Below are 18,628 nucleotides of genomic sequence, written 5' to 3' on the forward strand. Positions count from 1 at the left end.
TCTATTTGGAATTTAATTCAGTGACAGCGGGCGTGGACGTACCACGTTCGCCAAAAAAGTTTCCGATCCAGAATGCCGCCAAGCTGATTAACAGTGACGGGATGATCGGATGTAAGCCGAAAATATGCCAGTCGGCGGTGGCAAGAACGGTATAGCAAACGGCACCAGCAACCATTGAGCTAAGCGCCCCGTGCGCATTAGCGCGTTCCCAGTACAGGCCCAGAACCAGTGGCCATAGGAATACCGCTTCAAGGCCGCCAAAGGCTAACAGGTTCAGCCAGATGATCATCTCAGGTGGACGCCATGCGGCCAGCAGCAATAGCAGACCTAAAATCAGCGTAGACAGACTGGACATTCTTGCCAAACGCTTTTCATTTTTGAGCGCGTGAGGCTGCATTCCCAAGTACAAATCTTTGACGATGGTCGCCGATGATTGTAACAGCTGAGCATTAATGGTGGACATGATCGCGGCCATCGGCGCAGCCAAGAAGATACCTGCGGCAAACGGCGGCAGGACTTTCACCATCAGCGTTGGAATAACCAGATCGGGCACTTTGAGATCGGGCAGAACCGCACGGCCGAGCGCACCGGCTAAGTGCATGCCAAACATCAGAATGGCGACCACGATGGTGCCAATAATAATGGCACGGTGTACCGCTTTGCTGTCTTTGTATGAAATACAACGCACGGCGGTGTGCGGCAGGCCAATCACGCCAAAGCAAACTAATACCCAGAATGACGCCATAAACGGCGCACTCAGAATATCGTCAGCCCCTTCCGGTGCAACAAGTTTAGGGTCGATATTTTTCAGGGTATCTACGGCGGCGTGCAAACCGCCAGCGGCGTGGATAACACCGGCCAGCAGAATAATGGTGCCGAGCAGCATCACGAGGCCCTGCATGGCATCATTAAGCACGCTAGCACGGAAGCCGCCCACTGACGTATAGAGCGCAATACTAACGCCAAAAATGAGCAGACCGGTGTCGTAAGGAATACCCGCAGCGGTTTCCAGCAGGCGTGCACCACCAATGAATTGCACGGTCATGGCGCCGATGAAAGCGACCAGCAGACTCAGGCTCGCCACCCAAACTAATAAACGGCTTTTATAGCGGGCATACAGCATGTCGTTAAGCGTAACGGCATTATACTTGCGCGCCAGAATAGCGAATTTCTTGCCGAGAATGCCAAGAGAAAGCCAAACAGCAGGCAGCTGTATCATCGCTAACAGCACCCATCCTAGCCCATATTTATAGGCCGCGCCGGGTCCACCGATAAACGAGCTGGCGCTGATATAGGTGGCGGTTAGCGTCATTGCGAGTACGAAGCCACCCATTGAACGATCGCCAATGAAGTAATCGTTCAGGAAGTTGCCCTTTTGGCGGCGACGATAGGCATACACCGATAAACCAAATACCAATAATAAGTAGCCTACCAGCGGTAAAATGACATCAGTCTGCATCATTGTTCCCTAAAGGTATGTCTTTAAAAATCAGGCGAACCATCGCCCAGCACAGCAAAATAAACACCAGCGGCAACAGTAAACAGGCCATTTCAAACCAATGTGGTAATCCTGTTATGCCCTGCAAGTTGTTTGGGATATATGCGGCAGCGATCCATAGCACCATATAAGCAATCGTTAGCCACAAAGCCCAGCGTGCTTCACGGTTCGCCTGCGAAAAGCGTGCATCCATGGGGATCTCCCCTGTTTGAATAAAAGTCAGAAGGTACGGGATTTTACGGCAACCCTACTTTTTATGCAGCGTTATCGTTTCTCTGGACGATTCGGCAGCTAAAAAGCAAAAAGGCCGGTTACCCGGCCTTTTTAGGGAGCTAAAACTCACGCGCAGTTATTTTTCCTGCAAACCGAGTTTTTTCTCCAGATAATGAATGTTAGTACCGCCATGTTGGAAGTTCTCGTCACTCATGATCTTTTGTTGCAGCTCAACGTTGGTTTTGATGCCGTCGATGATCAGTTCCGCCAACGCATTTTTCATGCGAGCAATAGCCACGTCACGGTTTTCACCGTAGCAGATAAGCTTACCAATCATGGAATCATAGTACGGAGGTACAGTGTAGCCCGCGTAGATATGAGATTCCCAACGAACACCAAAGCCACCCGGTGCGTGGAAGCGCGTAATTTTACCCGGGCTTGGCATGAAGGTATCAGGATCTTCGGCGTTGATACGGCATTCTACCGCATGACCGCGAACCTGAACTTCGTGCTGTTTGATAGACAGAGGCTGTCCCGCAGCGATACGCAGCTGTTCTTTAATCAGATCGACGCCGGTGATCATTTCGGTCACTGGATGTTCAACCTGAATACGGGTGTTCATTTCGATGAAATAGAACTCGCCGTTTTCGAACAGGAACTCAAAAGTACCTGCGCCGCGGTAGTTGATGTCTACACAAGCTTTAGAGCAACGTTCGCCGATGTAGCGACGCAGTTCAGGCGTGATGCCTGGTGCTGGTGCTTCTTCGACGACTTTCTGGTGACGGCGCTGCATTGAGCAGTCACGTTCAGCCAGATAGATCGCGTTGCCTTGACCGTCTGCCAGCACCTGAATTTCGATGTGGCGTGGGTTTTCCAGATACTTCTCCATGTAAACCATGTCGTTGTTGAAAGCCGCTTTGGCTTCCGCTTTCGTCATGATAATGGATTGTTCCAGATCTTTATCGCCGCGAACAACACGCATACCGCGTCCGCCGCCGCCGCCAGAAGCTTTGATAATCACTGGGTAACCGATGCGTTTGGCGATGGCTTTGTTCTTCACCATATCGTCGCCTAATGGGCCGTCAGAACCCGGTACGCAAGGGACACCAGCTTTTTTCATCGCGCTAATCGCAGAAACTTTATCACCCATCAGGCGGATAGTTTCAGCGCGTGGGCCGATAAAGATAAAGCCAGAACGCTCGATTTGCTCAGCAAAATCAGCGTTTTCAGACAGGAAGCCATAACCCGGGTGGATCGCCACTGCGCCAGTAATTTCGGCCGCAGAGATAATCGCAGGGATGTTTAAATAGCTTTTGACTGATTGTGCAGGGCCGATACAGACGGTTTCGTCTGCCAGCAGCACGTGTTTCAGATCGCGGTCAGCCGTGGAGTGAACTGCTACGGTTTTAATTCCCAGCTCTTTACAAGCGCGTAGAATACGCAGGGCAATTTCACCACGGTTGGCGATAACAATTTTATCTAGCATGACTCGCCTCGTTATTCGATGACGACCAGAGGCTCGTCAAATTCAACCGGTTGGCCGTTTTCCAGCAGAATGGCTTTCACCACACCGGATTTGTCGGCTTCAATCTGGTTCATCATTTTCATTGCTTCTACGATGCACAGTGGATCGCCAACATTCACTTTTTGGCCCACTTCAACAAACGCTTTCGCATCTGGGCTTGGAGTACGGTAGAAAGTACCGACCATCGGAGAACGTACAATGTGACCGCTAATCGCTGCCGGAGCTTCTGCTACAGGTGCTGCCGCAGGCGCTGCTGCTACTGGAGCTGCCGCTTGCGCAGGTGCTGCTGCATAGTAAGGCTGCATCATAGGCATGCTGCCTGCTGCTGGGGCACGACTAATGCGTACTGATTCTTCACCTTCAGAGATTTCCAGCTCAGAAATGCCAGATTCTTCAACCAGTTCGATCAGTTTTTTGATTTTACGAATATCCATGTGTGATTCCGTACTCTTTGTTGTTACGTAGAATATAGATGCTCATCTGTCTGAATCTGAACACTGGGTTCGGATCGACCGGGATGACATCCTTAGTTAAATTTTTTCAGGCGGTTAACTGCCGCCTGCAGGGCGAATTCGTATCCATCTGCACCCAAGCCGCAGATAACGCCAACAGCGATATCAGACAGATAGGAGTGATGACGAAAAGGCTCGCGTGCGTGCACGTTCGACAGGTGGATCTCGATGAACGGGATTTGAACTGCCAACAGTGCGTCGCGGAGTGCTACGCTGGTATGCGTAAATGCCGCAGGGTTGATCAGAATGAAGTCAGTGTTGCCTCGGGCAGCATGAATGCGATCGATAAGCTCAAATTCGGCATTAGACTGCAAATGACTGAGCGAAACGTTCAGCGCATCGGCGGCCTGTTCTAAATGGCTAACAATTTCTGGCAACGTGGTGCTGCCGTATTTGTCTGGCTCACGCGTTCCTAACAAATTTAGGTTAGGTCCGTTTAAAAGCAAAATGTTGAACTTATCTGCCATTGTGCTGCTATCTCCGGCAATCAGACGATCATCGTCAAAATAACCCTATGTCACCGACTTGTCACCTTTTCTGTGTCAATTTGTGGCACAGATCTGCGTATAAGGTCGGGCATTATAATGATTTCGTGGCAATTAGCAGCTAAATACTGGTCGAATCAGCGAAGATATTCAACTACCAACTTCGCTAGATAGAAACACGTTGAATGAATTTGGATAGAAAAATACTAATAAGTTCCAACCGTTACCGCCACCATTGGCGAATTTTCTGATAACGGAATGCTAACAATATAATCGCGCCAATCGCATAAAAAACAGGCAATGGTGAGAGTGTTTTCACCGACCATAGGTAGTGAATCGGCGCTAGGATGGCCACAATATAGACAAAATTATGTAATTTCTGCCAGCCAGAACCCATTTTTCGCATTGCCCACTGGGTGGATGTCACCGTTAAAGCAAATAAAATCAGCCAACTGATGATACCTAAGGTGAGATAAGGTCGCTTGATCAACTCACTGCCCAGCAGGGTGAAGTCTAACCCAAGTTCCAGAATTGTATAGCTGGCTAAGTGAATTGATGCCCAAACAAAACACCAAACCCCGAGCAAACGGCGGCAGCGAATCAGCAACGGTTGTTTTCCGTAGCGAGCCAGTGGGCTAATGAGAAGGGTGGCCAGCAGCAGTTTCAGCGCCATTCTGCCGGTGAAATGCTGAATATCTTTAGCGGGATCGGCGCTAAGTAGTCCCTGTGTAGTCGCGAATACTAACCACAGCAGCGGCAGACTCGCCGCGAGCCAGATCAGCACTTTGACTATCTTTATCTGTTTGAGCGTGAGTCTTTTCATGTTTGGCTGTTGACCTCGTACTCTAGACTTCTGATGGATGCTCTTGAGCACATCGGGTTAGATGGCTAGAAAAATTTCCTAAGATCCATGCCTTGATAGAGCGATGCGACCTGTTCGGCATAACCATTAAAAAGCAGCGTTGGCTGACGTTTGACGTCCAAAATGCCGCCAGAGCCAATAAAACGTTCGCTGGCCTGCGACCAGCGCGGGTGATCGACATGTGGATTCACGTTGGCGTAGAAACCATATTCGTCTGGGGCGCTGGCATTCCAGGTTGTCGGTGGCTCATCGTGAGTTAAACGGATACTGACAATCGACTTAATCCCTTTGAAGCCATATTTCCACGGCACCGTGAGGCGCAAAGGAGCACCGTTTTGCGGCGGCAGCGCTTTGCCATAGACGCCTGTGGTGATCATAGTGAGTGGATGCATGGCCTCGTCTAAGCGCAGACCTTCAATGTAGGGATATTTCAGCCCGCCGCCGATAAAGCGATCTTTTTGCCCCGGCATGTTGTCAGGGTCATAAATGGTTTGAAACGCCACGTAGCGAGCTTTGCTGGTGGGTTCCGCCATTTTTAGCAGTTTTCCCAGCTCAAACCCTACCCACGGCACCACCATCGACCAAGCCTCAACGCAGCGCATGCGATAAATACGTTCTTCCAAGGCAAAGTGTTTATAGATGTCGTCCATATCGAGCGTGAGCGGTTTGGCGACTTCGCCGTCAATGCGAATTTTCCACCCTTCGGTTTTTAATGTTCCGGCATTGGCGGCAGGATCGGCTTTATCCAAGCCGAACTCATAATAGTTGTTATAGCCCGTCACCTTATCTTCCGGCGTGAGTGCGAGCTTTGCTTGATATTCTGCGGGTTTGGTAAATTCTAACGGTTTGCCTGCTGGAGCGGCGGGGCGATCGTGCCCTTTAAACCAAGAAAGAAGATCGGCCTGAGCCGCATGGGGAAGCGCTAAAGATGCCGCGGTAATGCCTAACGCCTTGAGTACGCTGCGGCGTTGCTGAAACACGCTCTCCGGCGTGACATCTGATTCAGTGAATCTTGGAAATTTAGCCATGATCGATGCCTCGTGTTTTTCTTAATTATCGTCGCTGTTGAAAAACATGATGGCAGGAATTGCGCGTAATGGAGGAGTATCACGAAATTGTTATAAACTCGTCATACTTAGCCTGAAGGTTCCCCCTCCTTCGCAGGAGAGGGAAGTTTTAGCGCGAACGAGCAAGACGCTGCTTAGCGAACTTTCACTAAGGTGCGACCTGTTACTTTGTTATCGATTAAGGCCGCTGCGGTTTCTGCGGCTTTTTCCAGTGCAACTTCTGTTGATGCGTTTTCATAGAAGCTTTCTGGCAGTAAATCAGCTAAACGCTCCCATGCTTGGGTGCGGCGCTCATGCGGTGTCATAACGGAATCAACGCCTTGCAAGCGTACATTGCGTAAAATAAACGGCATCACGGTTGTAGGCAACTGATAGCCACCGGCTAACCCACAGGCGGCAACCGTGCTGTTGTAGTCCATCTGAGCCAAGACTTTCGCCAGCACTTTATCGCCAACGGTATCAATCGCGCCTGCCCAAATTTGCTTCTCTAATGGTCGGCTGTCGGCGGTGAACTCACTGCGTGGCAGAACACGTTCTGCTCCCAGTGATTTTAAATACGCTTCATTACTGTCACGGCCGCTCACGGCAACAACGTGATAGCCCAAGCGAGTCAGCAACGCAATGGCGGTGCTTCCCACGCCGCCGCTGGCACCTGTAACCAGAATTTCACCGCTTTCTGGCGTCACGCCGCCATCTTCGAGAGCCATAACGCACAGCATGGCGGTAAAGCCCGCGGTGCCAATAATCATGGCCTTACGCGCATCCAGCCCCTGAGGTAATGCCACGAGCCACTCACTGCTAACACGAGCCTGCTCAGATAAACCGCCCCAATGATTTTCTCCCACGCCCCAGCCGGTGAGGATCACGGATTGACCAATATGGAAACGCGGATCCTCGCTGTGATGGACGGTACCCGCAAAATCAATGCCGGGAACCATTGGGAAATTACGGATAATTTTACCTTTACCCGTGATCGCCAACGCGTCTTTGTAGTTAAGGCTGGACCACTGGACATCAACGAGAACATCTCCTGCGGGGAGATCGTCAGTTTTCAGAGTCTGAATATTGGCAATGGTTTTGCCATCAATTTGTTCAAGCACTAAAGCTTTCATTCGGGAGCCCTCGTTGAGGTCATTAAATTGCCAAAAGATCGAGAAAATACCGCGAGACGCCTCATTCATTGACAAAAATCGTCTCGGATTAATTAGGAATTCGCTATGCTAATAGATTAATCAGTGTGTGAATAATTTCAAAAGTTGTCTTTGATATAGAGCAATGAAGCTCTTAGGATGTCGGTGTGCGCAATGGAAAGGCGCTTGGGAGCCAAATTTACGGCTAAGTTACATTATATAGGTGGGTACTGACAGGGATGCGTATCACAACCAAGTTGTTTGCGTTTATTACGGTCTTAGTGGCATTGGCGATGTTGCTGATGTTGCTGGGAAGTACATACAGTTTTTTCAATCAAAGCCATCATCGGGCTGAAAACCAGCTTAATGCCCTCGCTACGACTATCGATCAACTGCTGTTGACCGAGCAGCGCAGCAATATCAAAAAATGGCTGCCGGTGGTTATGCGCTCATCTGGCGTAAATGAAATCATCGTCCACAATAATTCTCATCAGGTTTATCAGCTTAAATTACCGACCAGCTACAACGCGTGGGATACGCTAACCAACCAGCGTTATGTTGACGCGCCTTTAATGCATCATCCAGGCTATAGCCTAAAAATGGTGTATATCGATCCCACGGCGAGCTATACACGCTCGCTGGAAACCATGTTTCCCGTAACGGTTTCTATCGGTCTGATGATTTTGGTGCTGCTATTTAGCTATCGTTGGCTACGTGAACAAACGCTGGGACTCGAGAAGCTAGAGCGGCGGGCGCGTAAAATCTTGGGCGGTGAGCGAGAAAATGCGATTCGTGGCGACGTGCATGAGTTTCCACCTAACGCGAGCAGCGCTATCGATCGTTTGCTCTCTGATCTCGCGGATGCGCGCGAAGAGCGCGGGCGAGTCGATACCTTGATCCGTGCTTTTGCGGCGCAGGACTCCCGCACTGGCCTTAATAACCGCCTCTTTTTTGATAATCAACTGACGACGCAGTTAGAAGATGAAGGTGCGCACGGCGTAGTGATGGTGATCCGCGTACCGGACTGGGAATCGATGGCGGGTTTGCAAGGCAAACGCGAGCGTGAAGAGTACCGATATTCGCTGGTGAATATGCTGTCGACGTCGGTCATGCGTTATCCATCTGGGCTGTTAGCCCGCTATTTCCAAAATAATTTTGCCGTGTTGCTGCCTCATCGATCGTTAAAAGAAGCCGAAGGGTTTGCATCTCAGCTTATTAACTCGGTCAGCGCCATCCCTCCTGCCAACGGTATTGATAGTGAAGAAGTGCTGCATATCGGCATTAGTCTTTATCATTATGGGCAAAGTACCGAACAGGTGATGGATCAGGCTGAGCAGGCAGCGCGCAACGCGGTGCTGCAAGGGAGTAACGGCTGGTTTATTGACAGTAACCCCGTGCCGGAAGTGGTGCGCGGCAGTGTGAAGTGGCGCACATTGTTAGAACAAACGCTTGCTCGAGGTGGCCCAACGCTATTGCAAAAAGAAGCCGTCAGCGTGAGTGGCGAAGTGCATCATCACGATATTCTTCCTTATATTTACGACGGTGGTCAGGCATTACCAAGCGCTGAATATTATCCGCTGGTTCAACAGCTTGGCATGGCTGAAAGCTATGACAGACAGATGTTGCTTCAGATTATTCCTTTATTACGTCATTTTTCTGCTGAGAAACTGGCCTTTCCGGTTAGTATTGACTCATTATTGCAGCGCAGTTTTCAACGGTGGCTGCGTGACACGCTGCTTCAAAGTGAAAAATCGCTTCGCCAGCGTATTTTCTTTGAACTGACTGAAGCGGATGTGAGCCAGCATATTGACCGTTTGCGGCCTGTCGTGCGCTTGCTGCAAGGTTTGGGTTGCCACATTGTTATTTCTCAGGCGGGACTCAAAGTGGTTAGCACTTCTTATATCAAGCAATTACAGGTGACGTTGGTAAAACTTCATCCTGGCTTGGTTCGTAATATCCATAAGCGCGTAGAAAATCAGCTGTTTGTTCAGAGCTTGACGGGCGCGTGTGAAGGCACGTCGGCGCAGGTTTTTGCCGCGGGAGTGCGAACTAAAGAAGAATGGCAGGTACTAAAAGACAAAGGGATCGCCGGTGGCCAAGGAGATTTTTTTGCAAAACCAAGGCCTGTTAGTCGTGTGTAAAAAAAATATTCACATCGGCAATAAATTGGCCTTTTTGTCGCGTGAAATCCACGTAGAATAGCGCGCGACCAAGTCATTCATAGTTGGTAGGTGCTAACGTTAGTGACCACCTGCCGATTGATACAAAAGACCGTCCGCAGTATTCGACGCATTAATGCATCGAAACTGTTCAGCAATAGGTTGTCTATTGGTCAAATATTGTCTGTCGGTCAGTTTTAAAGCTCATGTGTGCTGTGTTTTACCGTTCAACGAATTACCGGCGTGGTGTTTCTGTGGCCGCTGAAGGTGAGATTGTGCTGTTATTTCTCTGACCTGTAGGCCTAATTCATTGAATCTCAAACATGGTGTAAATTTTCACCGAAGTAGGACGTTTTTGCGCCTTGTCGCTGCTTCGCGTGGTTGGTAAAGTAGGCGGATTTTATTTTTCGCCCCCAGCTTTCAGGATTATCCTTCAGTTATGTTTAAGAAATTTCGTGGCATGTTTTCAAATGACTTGTCCATCGACTTGGGTACAGCCAATACCCTGATTTATGTGAAAGGACAAGGCATTGTATTGAACGAACCGTCCGTAGTGGCGATTCGTCAGGACCGCGCAGGCTCCCCGAAAAGCGTTGCTGCGGTAGGGCATGAAGCTAAGCAAATGCTGGGCCGTACCCCAGGTAATATTGCCGCGATTCGTCCAATGAAAGACGGCGTAATTGCCGATTTCTTCGTGACTGAAAAAATGCTTCAGCACTTTATCAAACAGGTGCACAGCAACAGCTTTATGCGTCCAAGCCCGCGTGTCTTGGTATGTGTGCCAGTGGGTGCAACGCAGGTTGAACGTCGTGCAATCCGTGAATCTGCGCAGGGTGCAGGTGCACGTGAAGTCTTCTTGATTGAAGAACCAATGGCAGCGGCCATTGGCGCAGGCTTGCCTGTTTCTGAAGCGACCGGCTCAATGGTGGTGGATATCGGTGGTGGTACGACTGAAGTGGCCGTTATCTCCCTGAATGGCGTGGTTTACTCTTCTTCTGTTCGTATCGGTGGTGACCGCTTCGATGAAGCTATCATTAATTATGTGCGTCGTAACTATGGCTCACTGATTGGTGAAGCAACCGCCGAACGCATCAAACACGGTATCGGTTCTGCTTACCCAGGTGATGAAGTTCACGAAATCGAAGTTCGTGGCCGTAACTTGGCTGAAGGTGTTCCTCGTGGCTTCACGCTGAATTCCAACGAAATTCTGGAAGCTCTGCAAGAGCCTCTGACCGGTATCGTAAGCGCGGTGATGGTTGCTCTGGAACAGTGTCCACCAGAGTTGGCTTCTGACATTTCTGAACGCGGTATGGTTCTGACCGGCGGCGGCGCACTGCTGCGCAACTTAGACCGTCTGCTGATGGAAGAAACCGGTATTCCAGTTGTTGTTGCCGAAGACCCGCTGACCTGTGTGGCGCGTGGTGGTGGTAAAGCGTTGGAAATGATCGATATGCATGGCGGTGATTTGTTCAGCGAAGAATAATCGGCCTGTAGGTAGGAGCTTGGCTCCTGCTTGCCGGTGATGCCACGTGTTTGCCACCGGATTGGGAATTCCCAAGCCGGTGGTTGTGCATCGTGGAATCGCTAAAACCGCTCGGGAAACGCTTGCCTGTTTCCCTGCTGTCGAGGATAACGCAATTTTATGAAGCCGATATTTAGCAGAGGCCCTTCTCTGCAACTCCGACTCTTTCTGGCGGTGGTTGTTGCTATTGGATTAGTGATTGCAGATAGCCGTTTTGGCACTTTTCTGCAGATTCGTAGCTATCTTGATACCGCCGTTAGTCCTTTTTATTATCTGTCAAATGGACCTCGTCAGATCCTGGACAACGTCTCAAGCACGTTGGCCACTCGCGAACAATTGGAATTGGAAAACAGGGCATTACGCCAAGAACTCCTATTAAAAAATAGCGATACCCTGTTACTCGGTCAGTTCAAACAAGAAAATGCCCGTCTGCGTGAGCTGCTGGGATCGCCGTTGCGTCAAGATGAGCACAAAATGGTGACGCAGGTTATTTCCACATTGCCCGATCCGTATAGCGATCAGGTGGTGATAGATAAAGGCAGCAACAGCGGCGTTTATTTTGGCCAGCCTATCATCAGTGATAAAGGCGTAGTGGGTCAGGTGGTTGCCGTTGGCAAAATGTCGAGCCGAGTGCTGCTGATCTGTAATGCCTCACATGCTTTACCTATTCAGGTATTACGCAATGACATTCGCGTGTTAGCTGCGGGTAACGGTTGTACTGACGATCTCCAACTTGAGCACCTTCCTGCCAATACCGATATTCGCGTCGGCGATGTTTTAGTGACATCCGGCTTGGGTGGACGCTTCCCCGAAGGCTATCCGGTTGCTGTGGTTTCTTCGGTTAAAGTGGATAACCAACGTGCTTACACCGTGATCAAAGCGCGTCCAACCGCAGGGCTACAGCGCTTGCGCTATCTGCTGCTGCTGTGGGGGGCCGATCGTAATGGCACCATGCCGTTGCCGCCAGATGAAGTGCATCGCGTTGCCAATGAGCGTTTAATGCAGATGATGCCGCAGGTGTTACCGACGCCGTCAGAAATGGGGCCTCAACAACCTGCGCCAGCCGCCGGTATTACGCCACCGGGAACAACGACGGTTGCGCCCGCAGCGCCTGCTAATAACGCGACCAGTCCCGCGAATCCGGTCGTTTCACCGTCAGCCACAACGCTTCCTGCTCGTGCGCAAGGAGGCCGTTAATGTCGGGATATCGTAGCCAAGGACGGTGGATTATTTGGCTGTTCTTTCTGCTGGCTTTCGTATTGCAGGTTATGCCGTGGCCGGACGAACTGATGATGTTCCGGCCTAATTGGTTAGCTTTATTTCTGATTTACTGGGTGATGGCGTTACCGCATCGGGTTAACGTTGGCACTGGTTTTGTTCTGGGCCTGATCTGGGATCTTATTTTAGGTTCAACGCTTGGCGTTCGCGCGTTAGCGTTTAGCCTGTTGGCGTATCTGGTCGCATTCAAATTCCAACTATTCCGCAATATGGCACTCTGGCAGCAGGCTCTGATGGTGGTATTACTCACGGCTGCTATGGACGTTGTTGTTTTCTGGGGCGAATTTGTTGTGGCAAATGCCTCTTTCCGTCCAGAGGTATTCTGGAGTAGTGTGGTTAACGGTGTGCTGTGGCCGTGGCTATTCTTGCTGATGCGTAAAGTTCGCCGTCGTTTTGCGGTGCAATAATTTACCTTAGGGTAAAGCTCATTCATTTATAACGATATATAACGAGAATTTTCAATGGACTCTATCTATCTGGGATCTGGATCGCCGCGCCGTCGTGAATTATTAGCGTTAATGGATATTCCATTTGAGCGCCTGATTATCGATGTGGAAGAACAGCGCCAGCCAGAAGAAGCGCCATTGGAATACGTTTGCCGTTTGGCACAAGATAAAGCGCGTGCGGGTGTTGCCGCTGCGCCAGAAGATAAACCGGTGCTGGGTGCCGACACGATCGTGGTGTTAGAGGGTTCCGTTCTAGAAAAACCTAAAAATGAGGCTCATGCAGCACAGATGCTACGCCAGCTATCAGGGCAAACTCATCAGGTGATTACCGCGGTTTCATTGGCAGATAGGCAGCATCAGTTATATTGTCATGTGGTAACCGACGTGACATTTCGATCTCTCAGCGAACAAGATATTCACGACTATATCGCTAGCGGCGAACCCATGGATAAAGCGGGTGCATACGGAATACAAGGAAAAGGTGGCTGCTTCGTAAGATCTATTACCGGTAGTTATCATGCCGTAATGGGACTACCGTTAGTAGAAACACAAGAGCTACTTAAACAGTTTATGGCGTTACGGGACGTGAGGAGAGACCATGACAGCTGAATTGCTAGTTAACGTTACACCTTCAGAAACACGGGTCGCCTACATTGACGGGGGGATCCTGCAAGAAATCCATATTGAGCGCGAATCTAAGCGTGGCATTGTGGGCAATATTTACAAAGGGCGCGTCAGCCGTGTACTACCCGGCATGCAGGCGGCTTTTGTCGACATTGGGTTAGATAAAGCGGCATTTTTACATGCCTCGGACATCATGCCGCACACCGAATGTGTGGCGGGTGATGAGCAAAAAAACTTCCATGTACGTGATATCGCTGAGCTGGTTCGTCAGGGACAAGACCTGATGGTTCAGGTTGTCAAAGATCCCCTCGGTACGAAAGGCGCACGCCTAACCACGGATATCACGTTGCCTTCTCGTTATCTGGTCTTTATGCCGGGAGCGAGCCACGTGGGCGTCTCTCAACGTATTGAAGGCGAAGCCGAACGTAATCGTCTGAAGTCTATCGTTTCTGAATACTGTGATGAGCAGGGCGGATTTATTATCCGCACGGCGGCGGAAGGTATTGATGACGAAGAATTGGCACAAGATGCCGCATTTTTAAAACGTTTGTGGACCAAAGTAATGGAACGCAAGCGTCGTAATAAAACCAAATGTAAGCTGTATGGCGAATTAGCCTTAGCGCACCGCGTATTGCGTGATTTTGCGGGCGCCGCGTTAGATCGCATCCGCGTTGATTCGCGCCTGAATTTTGATTCATTGACCGAATTCACCCGTGAGTACATTCCGGAGATGACGTCTAAGCTTGAGTTATATACTGGCAAGCAGCCCATTTTCGATCTCTATGACGTTGAGAACGAGATCCAGCGGTCGCTCGATCGTCGCGTTGAGCTAAAATCGGGTGGCTATCTGATCATCGATCAAACGGAAGCCATGACGACGGTGGATATTAATACCGGCGCGTTTGTGGGCCATCGCAATCTGGATGAAACCATTTTCAACACCAACGTTGAGGCCACTCAGGCGATTGCTCGTCAGCTACGACTGCGCAATTTAGGCGGGATTATCATCATTGATTTCATCGATATGAGCAGTGAAGATCACCGCCGCCGCGTGCTGCATTCGTTAGAACAGGCGCTTAGCAAAGATCGTGCGAAAACCAGCATAAACGGTTTTTCCCAGCTAGGATTAGTGGAAATGACGCGCAAAAGAACGCGCGAAAGCATTGAACATGTGCTGTGTAGCGATTGTCCAACCTGTCGCGGACGTGGAACGGTGAAAACCGTTGAAACCGTATGCTACGAGATTTTGCGTGAGATCGTCCGCGTACACCATGCTTATGACAGCGATCGGTTCTTGGTTTATGCGTCACCTGCCGTTGGCGAAGCGCTGAAAAGCGAAGAATCTCATTCTTTGGCTGAGGTGGAGATTTTTGTGGGTAAACAGGTCAAAGTACAGATTGAGCCGCTTTACAACCAAGAGCAATTCGACGTGGTTATGATGTGATTTGAACGCTCAGCTTACGATTATGATTTCAAGGAGAAGAGCGTGAGGCGACTGTCTGGATACTTACTAGCGACACTGGTGGCATTGATTGTTCTGGTGGCGTTGATAGTGAGTGGCCTGCGCTTGGCTCTGCCTCACCTTGAAACATTTCGCCCGCAGATCGTTGAAAAGATTGAACAGTATTCTGGTGTGCCGGTAAAAATCGGCGCGCTGAATGCAAACTGGCAGTCATTTGGCCCCACGCTGGAAGTGCGCAATATTTCTGTGGCGCAGCCAAAAGGTAATATCAGTATTCAGCGGGTAACCGTTGCGCTGGATGTTTGGCAATCTCTGCTGCATTGGCGCTGGCAGTTCCGCGATCTCACTTTTTACCACCTACAGGCCGATAGCAATGAGCCTTTAAGCGGTTCTTCGTCCGATTCCAAGGGCATCGAAAGTGACGGTATTACGGACATCTTCCTTTACCAGTTTGACCACTTTATTCTGCGCGACAGCAAGATCACCTTTCCAAGCCCGTCGGGCCCGCGTATCCAGCTTGAAATCCCTAATCTGACTTGGCTAAACACCGCGACGCGCCATCGCGCTGAAGGTCAGGTCATGTTCTCCACGCCGGAAGGTCAGCACGGCAATATGCAGGTCAGAATGGATCTGCATGACAAAAACGGCTTGCTCAGTGATGGCACCGTTTATTTGCAGGCCGATGAAATAGAGATGAAGCCGTGGCTGAGTCGCTGGGTAAACCGCAATACTGGTTTGCATAGCGCGCGATTCAGCTTAGCGTCTTGGCTAACCGTGACCGATGGCGAAATCCAAGGTGGGCATCTGCTGTTAAAGCAGGGGGAGGCCAACTGGAGCACGGCAGATAAGCAACATGAACTGACGGTGGATAATCTTACGCTACAGGTTGGGCGCATTGCCGGCGGTTGGACGTTTGATATTCCTCAGCTTAATTTGAGCACCGATGGCGTTGCATGGCCGAAAGGCTCGTTGAGCGCCATGTATCGTCCCGAAAATACCCATTTTATCGGCCCCGATCAGCCTGAAGAACTGCGTCTGCGAGCGACAGATTTACAGTTAGAACGCATTGGACCGATTTTACCTACGCTAGCGTTTCTTACGCCTGACGCCATTGGGCGCTGGGACGATATTCGCCCTAAGGGCCATGTTGCCTACGCGGGTGTCGATATTCCCCTGCAACAACCTGAACGAGCGCGATTTGTTGGGGCATGGCAAGACGTCAGCTGGCAGCCGTGGAAATTGCTGCCAGGCGTCAATCATTTCAACGGTAGCGTATCCGGCAGTGCGATGAACGCGGGCCTGCAATTCTCGTTGAAAGACAGCTTATTGCCGTATGGCGATATGTTCCGAGCGCCGCTCGAAGTGAGTCACGCCAGCGGCGTCGCCACGTTTATCAACAATGACAAAGGCTGGTCGCTGTCGGGTGATAATCTTGACGTACAGGCGAAGTCTTTGTGGGCGACCGGTGAGTTTAATTATCAGCATCCTAAAGAAGGTCAGCCATGGCTGAGTATCTTGTCAGGGATCCGTCTGTATGACGCGGCACAGGCATGGCGCTATTTCCCTGAGCCCTTGATGGGAACGCACTTGGTTGACTATCTCACCGGCGCATTGGAAGGCGGGAAGGTGGACAATGCCACGCTGGTTTACGCAGGGAACCCGCATTATTTCCCTTATCAGCATAATGAAGGTCAATTCCAAGTCTTTGTTCCTCTACGTGATGCGACTTTCCGTTTCCAGCCCAACTGGGAGCCGCTGAACAATCTCGCTATTGATTTGAATTTCCTCAACGATGGTCTGTGGATGAATGCGCCGCACGCTAAACTTGGCGACGTTGACGGCACAGATATCACCGCCGTAATCCCTGTTTACCAGAAAGAAAAGCTGCTGGTTGACGCAAAGGTGGCTGGTTCTGGCAAGGCCGTTCATGAATACTTTAAAACATCGCCATTAGCCGATTCTGTGGGCGCGGCCTTGGATGAATTGGAAGTGAGCGGTGATGTCAGTGGGCGCTTACATCTTGATATCCCGCTGGATGGCAAAGAAACCCGTGCTACCGGTGACGTTGCTTTTAAGAATAACTCCTTGCTGATCAAGCCGCTGGATAGTACTTTTACTCAGCTCAATGGTTCACTGCACTTCGATAATGGCAACTTAACCAGTAGCCCAATGAACGCCGCTTGGTTCGGTCAACCGGTCAACTTTACTTTCTCAACGGCGGAAGGTGCACAGGACTTTGGCGTAGATGTTGCGCTGAATGCCGATTGGCTGCCCGCGAAGCTGCCGTGGATGCCGTCCGCATTAGCGAAAGACGTTGCCGGTTCTGCGCCTTGGAATACCAAAGTGGCGATTAAGCTGCCGCATAAAGGCCGTCCATCGTATGACGTTCAGGTTAATGCCGATCTGAAAAATGTAAGCAGTCACTTACCATCACCACTAGATAAAACACATGGTCAGGCACTGCCGTTGGTTGTGAATGCCAAAGGCGATTTGAATGGTTTCATGCTGACAGGGAATCTGGGACCGAAAAACCACTTTAATAGCCAATTCATTTTGCAGAAACACGGTGTGAAACTGGCTCGTGCCGCATGGAGCGACAATAGTCGTAAAATACCTGCGTTGCCTGAAAGTGAGTCGTTAACGTTGAATCTGCCTGCTCTCGATGGTGAAGAGTGGCTCGCGGCGCTGGCTCCGGCACTGGGTGAGAAGGCGGGAACCACAGGTTCAAGTTTCAGCTATCCGCAGCAGGTTAACCTAACCACGCCACAGTTAATTTTGGCGGGGCAAACCTGGCATCAGCTAGCTGTTTCGGCTTCAAAGCTGGCTAATGGCACGCATATCAGCGCAAAAGGGCGTGAAGTTAACGGCGAAGCTGATTTAGATAATAACAATGTGTTACGCGCCAACGTGGCCTACCTATATTACAACCCGCAGTGGAGCACTACGCCTCCAAGTGCTGCGCCTTCAGCAAACAGCGATACGCCAGCAACGCCACCGGCCGTTGAGCGCGTCTCCTTTAGTCAGTGGCCAAGCATGATCCTGCGTTGCCAAGACTGCTGGATGATGGGACAGCGTCTACGTCAGGTAAATGCCGATTTAACGCCGAACGGCGATCAACTGATGTTGAAAAATGGCCTAATTGATACCGGAAATACCAAAGTCACGCTGAGCGGCATGTGGAATCAGAGCACCAGCAAAGATCATACTTGGCTGAAAGTGCAGGTTAAAGGCGCTAACATTACCACCAGTAGTGACTATTTTGGCTTTAGCTCGCCGCTGAAAAACTCACCGTTTGATGTTCATCTTGATTTGAATTGGATAGGCGAACCGTGGCGCCCGCAGGTGAACTCGCTTAATGGCACGCTAAGCAGTAAGCTGGGTAAAGGTGAAATTGATAATGCGGGCGGCGGCCGTGCTGGGCAACTGTTGCGATTGGTGAGCTTCGACGCCTTGCTACGCAAGCTAAAACTCGATTTTAGCGATACTTTCGGGCAGGGCTTCTACTATGACAGCATTCGCGGCAATGGTAAGTTTAAGGATGGTATTCTATCCACCAATGATTTACTGGTCGATGGCTTAGCCGCAGATATAGCGATGGACGGTAACGTGAATCTTGTGACTCGCCGTATCGACATGCAGGCGGTCATTGCGCCAGAGATTTCGGCTACCGTCGGCGTTGCAACGGCATTTGTCATCAACCCTGTCGTTGGAGCCGCCGTGTTTGCTGCATCAAGAGTATTGGCGCCGTTGTGGAATAAAATATCGCTGATACGCTACAACATTACAGGCAGTTTGGATCACCCAACCATTAACGAAGTTTTACGCCAGCCAAAGGAGAAATAGCA

At 50.3% G+C, this 18,628-nt stretch carries 15 protein-coding genes; 7 read left to right on the forward strand and 8 right to left on the reverse strand.

From position 1 onward, the window contains the following. Position 1: 1 nt before the first annotated feature. The 8 genes from panF to acuI form a co-directional block, all read right to left on the reverse strand. Entirely contained in the window at positions 2-1,459 is a 1,458-nt protein-coding gene (gene panF / locus DSM2777_RS05645) for a sodium/pantothenate symporter (protein WP_061553387.1), read from the reverse strand. Then, positions 1,449-1,691: a YhdT family protein gene (locus DSM2777_RS05650; RefSeq protein ID WP_040045621.1), complete on the reverse strand. Its 243-nt coding sequence runs from the start codon at positions 1,689-1,691 to the stop codon at positions 1,449-1,451. The genes panF and DSM2777_RS05650 overlap by 11 nt, the downstream gene beginning before the upstream one ends. Before the next feature lie 156 nt (positions 1,692-1,847). Next, a complete protein-coding gene (accC, locus tag DSM2777_RS05655; protein WP_046459727.1) occupies positions 1,848-3,197 on the reverse strand; it encodes an acetyl-CoA carboxylase biotin carboxylase subunit in 1,350 nt (449 codons plus the stop codon). Between the two features lie 11 nt (positions 3,198-3,208). Further along, positions 3,209-3,670 (reverse strand): acetyl-CoA carboxylase biotin carboxyl carrier protein, encoded by a 462-nt coding sequence (gene accB / locus DSM2777_RS05660; protein ID WP_046459726.1) that lies wholly within the window; start codon positions 3,668-3,670, stop codon positions 3,209-3,211. Positions 3,671-3,762: 92 nt separating this feature from the next. After that, a complete protein-coding gene (gene aroQ / locus DSM2777_RS05665) occupies positions 3,763-4,215 on the reverse strand; it encodes a type II 3-dehydroquinate dehydratase (RefSeq protein WP_040045623.1) in 453 nt (150 codons plus the stop codon). A gap of 241 nt (positions 4,216-4,456) precedes the next feature. Further along, a complete protein-coding gene (gene msrQ / locus DSM2777_RS05670) occupies positions 4,457-5,056 on the reverse strand; it encodes a protein-methionine-sulfoxide reductase heme-binding subunit MsrQ (RefSeq protein WP_061553388.1) in 600 nt (199 codons plus the stop codon). A gap of 65 nt (positions 5,057-5,121) precedes the next feature. Then, entirely contained in the window at positions 5,122-6,123 is a 1,002-nt protein-coding gene (gene msrP / locus DSM2777_RS05675; RefSeq protein WP_046459724.1) for a protein-methionine-sulfoxide reductase catalytic subunit MsrP, read from the reverse strand. A gap of 173 nt (positions 6,124-6,296) precedes the next feature. Next, complete coding sequence (acuI, locus tag DSM2777_RS05680; RefSeq protein WP_061553389.1) at positions 6,297-7,274, reverse strand: acrylyl-CoA reductase (NADPH); 978 nt, start codon at positions 7,272-7,274, stop codon at positions 6,297-6,299. A gap of 257 nt (positions 7,275-7,531) precedes the next feature. Here acuI and csrD point away from each other — a divergent pair, with 257 nt between their 5' ends. From csrD to yhdP, 7 genes are all read left to right on the forward strand, one after another. Beyond that, positions 7,532-9,433 carry an RNase E specificity factor CsrD gene (gene csrD, locus DSM2777_RS05685; RefSeq protein ID WP_046459722.1) on the forward strand — a complete coding sequence of 634 codons (1,902 nt, stop codon included), beginning with the start codon at positions 7,532-7,534 and terminating at the stop codon, positions 9,431-9,433. Positions 9,434-9,890: 457 nt separating this feature from the next. Then, entirely contained in the window at positions 9,891-10,934 is a 1,044-nt protein-coding gene (gene mreB, locus DSM2777_RS05690; RefSeq protein WP_012147106.1) for a rod shape-determining protein MreB, read from the forward strand. A gap of 159 nt (positions 10,935-11,093) precedes the next feature. Beyond that, the gene (gene mreC / locus DSM2777_RS05695; protein WP_046459721.1) at positions 11,094-12,170 is read left to right on the forward strand and encodes a rod shape-determining protein MreC; all 1,077 of its coding nucleotides are present in this window, start codon (positions 11,094-11,096) and stop codon (positions 12,168-12,170) included. Then, positions 12,170-12,658, forward strand: a complete 489-nt coding sequence (gene mreD, locus DSM2777_RS05700; RefSeq protein ID WP_046459720.1) for a rod shape-determining protein MreD — start codon at positions 12,170-12,172, stop codon at positions 12,656-12,658. The genes mreC and mreD overlap by 1 nt, the downstream gene beginning before the upstream one ends. A gap of 54 nt (positions 12,659-12,712) precedes the next feature. Then, positions 12,713-13,306 carry a Maf family protein gene (locus DSM2777_RS05705; RefSeq protein ID WP_046459719.1) on the forward strand — a complete coding sequence of 198 codons (594 nt, stop codon included), beginning with the start codon at positions 12,713-12,715 and terminating at the stop codon, positions 13,304-13,306. Beyond that, entirely contained in the window at positions 13,296-14,765 is a 1,470-nt protein-coding gene (gene rng, locus DSM2777_RS05710) for a ribonuclease G (protein WP_040045631.1), read from the forward strand. The genes DSM2777_RS05705 and rng overlap by 11 nt, the downstream gene beginning before the upstream one ends. 42 nt (positions 14,766-14,807) lie before the next feature. Continuing rightward, positions 14,808-18,626, forward strand: coding sequence for an AsmA2 domain-containing protein YhdP (yhdP, locus tag DSM2777_RS05715; protein WP_061553390.1), 3,819 nt, complete (start codon positions 14,808-14,810; stop codon positions 18,624-18,626). The last annotated feature ends 2 nt before the right edge of the window (positions 18,627-18,628 follow it).

This window comes from Obesumbacterium proteus (assembly GCF_001586165.1).
Taxonomy (GTDB): domain Bacteria; phylum Pseudomonadota; class Gammaproteobacteria; order Enterobacterales; family Enterobacteriaceae; genus Hafnia; species Hafnia protea.

Bases quoted from the DNA above. Each gene is read 5' to 3' on its own strand.
- msrP (WP_046459724.1), bottom strand. From the start codon at position 6,123: ATGGCTAAATTTCCAAGATTCACTGAATCAGATGTCACGCCGGAGAGC.
- aroQ (WP_040045623.1), bottom strand. From the start codon at position 4,215: ATGGCAGATAAGTTCAACATTTTGCTTTTAAACGGACCTAACCTAAAT.
- msrQ (WP_061553388.1), bottom strand. From the start codon at position 5,056: ATGAAAAGACTCACGCTCAAACAGATAAAGATAGTCAAAGTGCTGATC.
- accC (WP_046459727.1), bottom strand. From the start codon at position 3,197: ATGCTAGATAAAATTGTTATCGCCAACCGTGGTGAAATTGCCCTGCGT.
- accB (WP_046459726.1), bottom strand. From the start codon at position 3,670: ATGGATATTCGTAAAATCAAAAAACTGATCGAACTGGTTGAAGAATCT.
- panF (WP_061553387.1), bottom strand. From the start codon at position 1,459: ATGCAGACTGATGTCATTTTACCGCTGGTAGGCTACTTATTATTGGTA.
- acuI (WP_061553389.1), bottom strand. From the start codon at position 7,274: ATGAAAGCTTTAGTGCTTGAACAAATTGATGGCAAAACCATTGCCAAT.
- mreB (WP_012147106.1), top strand. From the start codon at position 9,891: ATGTTTAAGAAATTTCGTGGCATGTTTTCAAATGACTTGTCCATCGAC.
- rng (WP_040045631.1), top strand. From the start codon at position 13,296: ATGACAGCTGAATTGCTAGTTAACGTTACACCTTCAGAAACACGGGTC.
- DSM2777_RS05650 (WP_040045621.1), bottom strand. From the start codon at position 1,691: ATGGATGCACGCTTTTCGCAGGCGAACCGTGAAGCACGCTGGGCTTTG.
- DSM2777_RS05705 (WP_046459719.1), top strand. From the start codon at position 12,713: ATGGACTCTATCTATCTGGGATCTGGATCGCCGCGCCGTCGTGAATTA.
- mreC (WP_046459721.1), top strand. From the start codon at position 11,094: ATGAAGCCGATATTTAGCAGAGGCCCTTCTCTGCAACTCCGACTCTTT.
- mreD (WP_046459720.1), top strand. From the start codon at position 12,170: ATGTCGGGATATCGTAGCCAAGGACGGTGGATTATTTGGCTGTTCTTT.
- csrD (WP_046459722.1), top strand. From the start codon at position 7,532: ATGCGTATCACAACCAAGTTGTTTGCGTTTATTACGGTCTTAGTGGCA.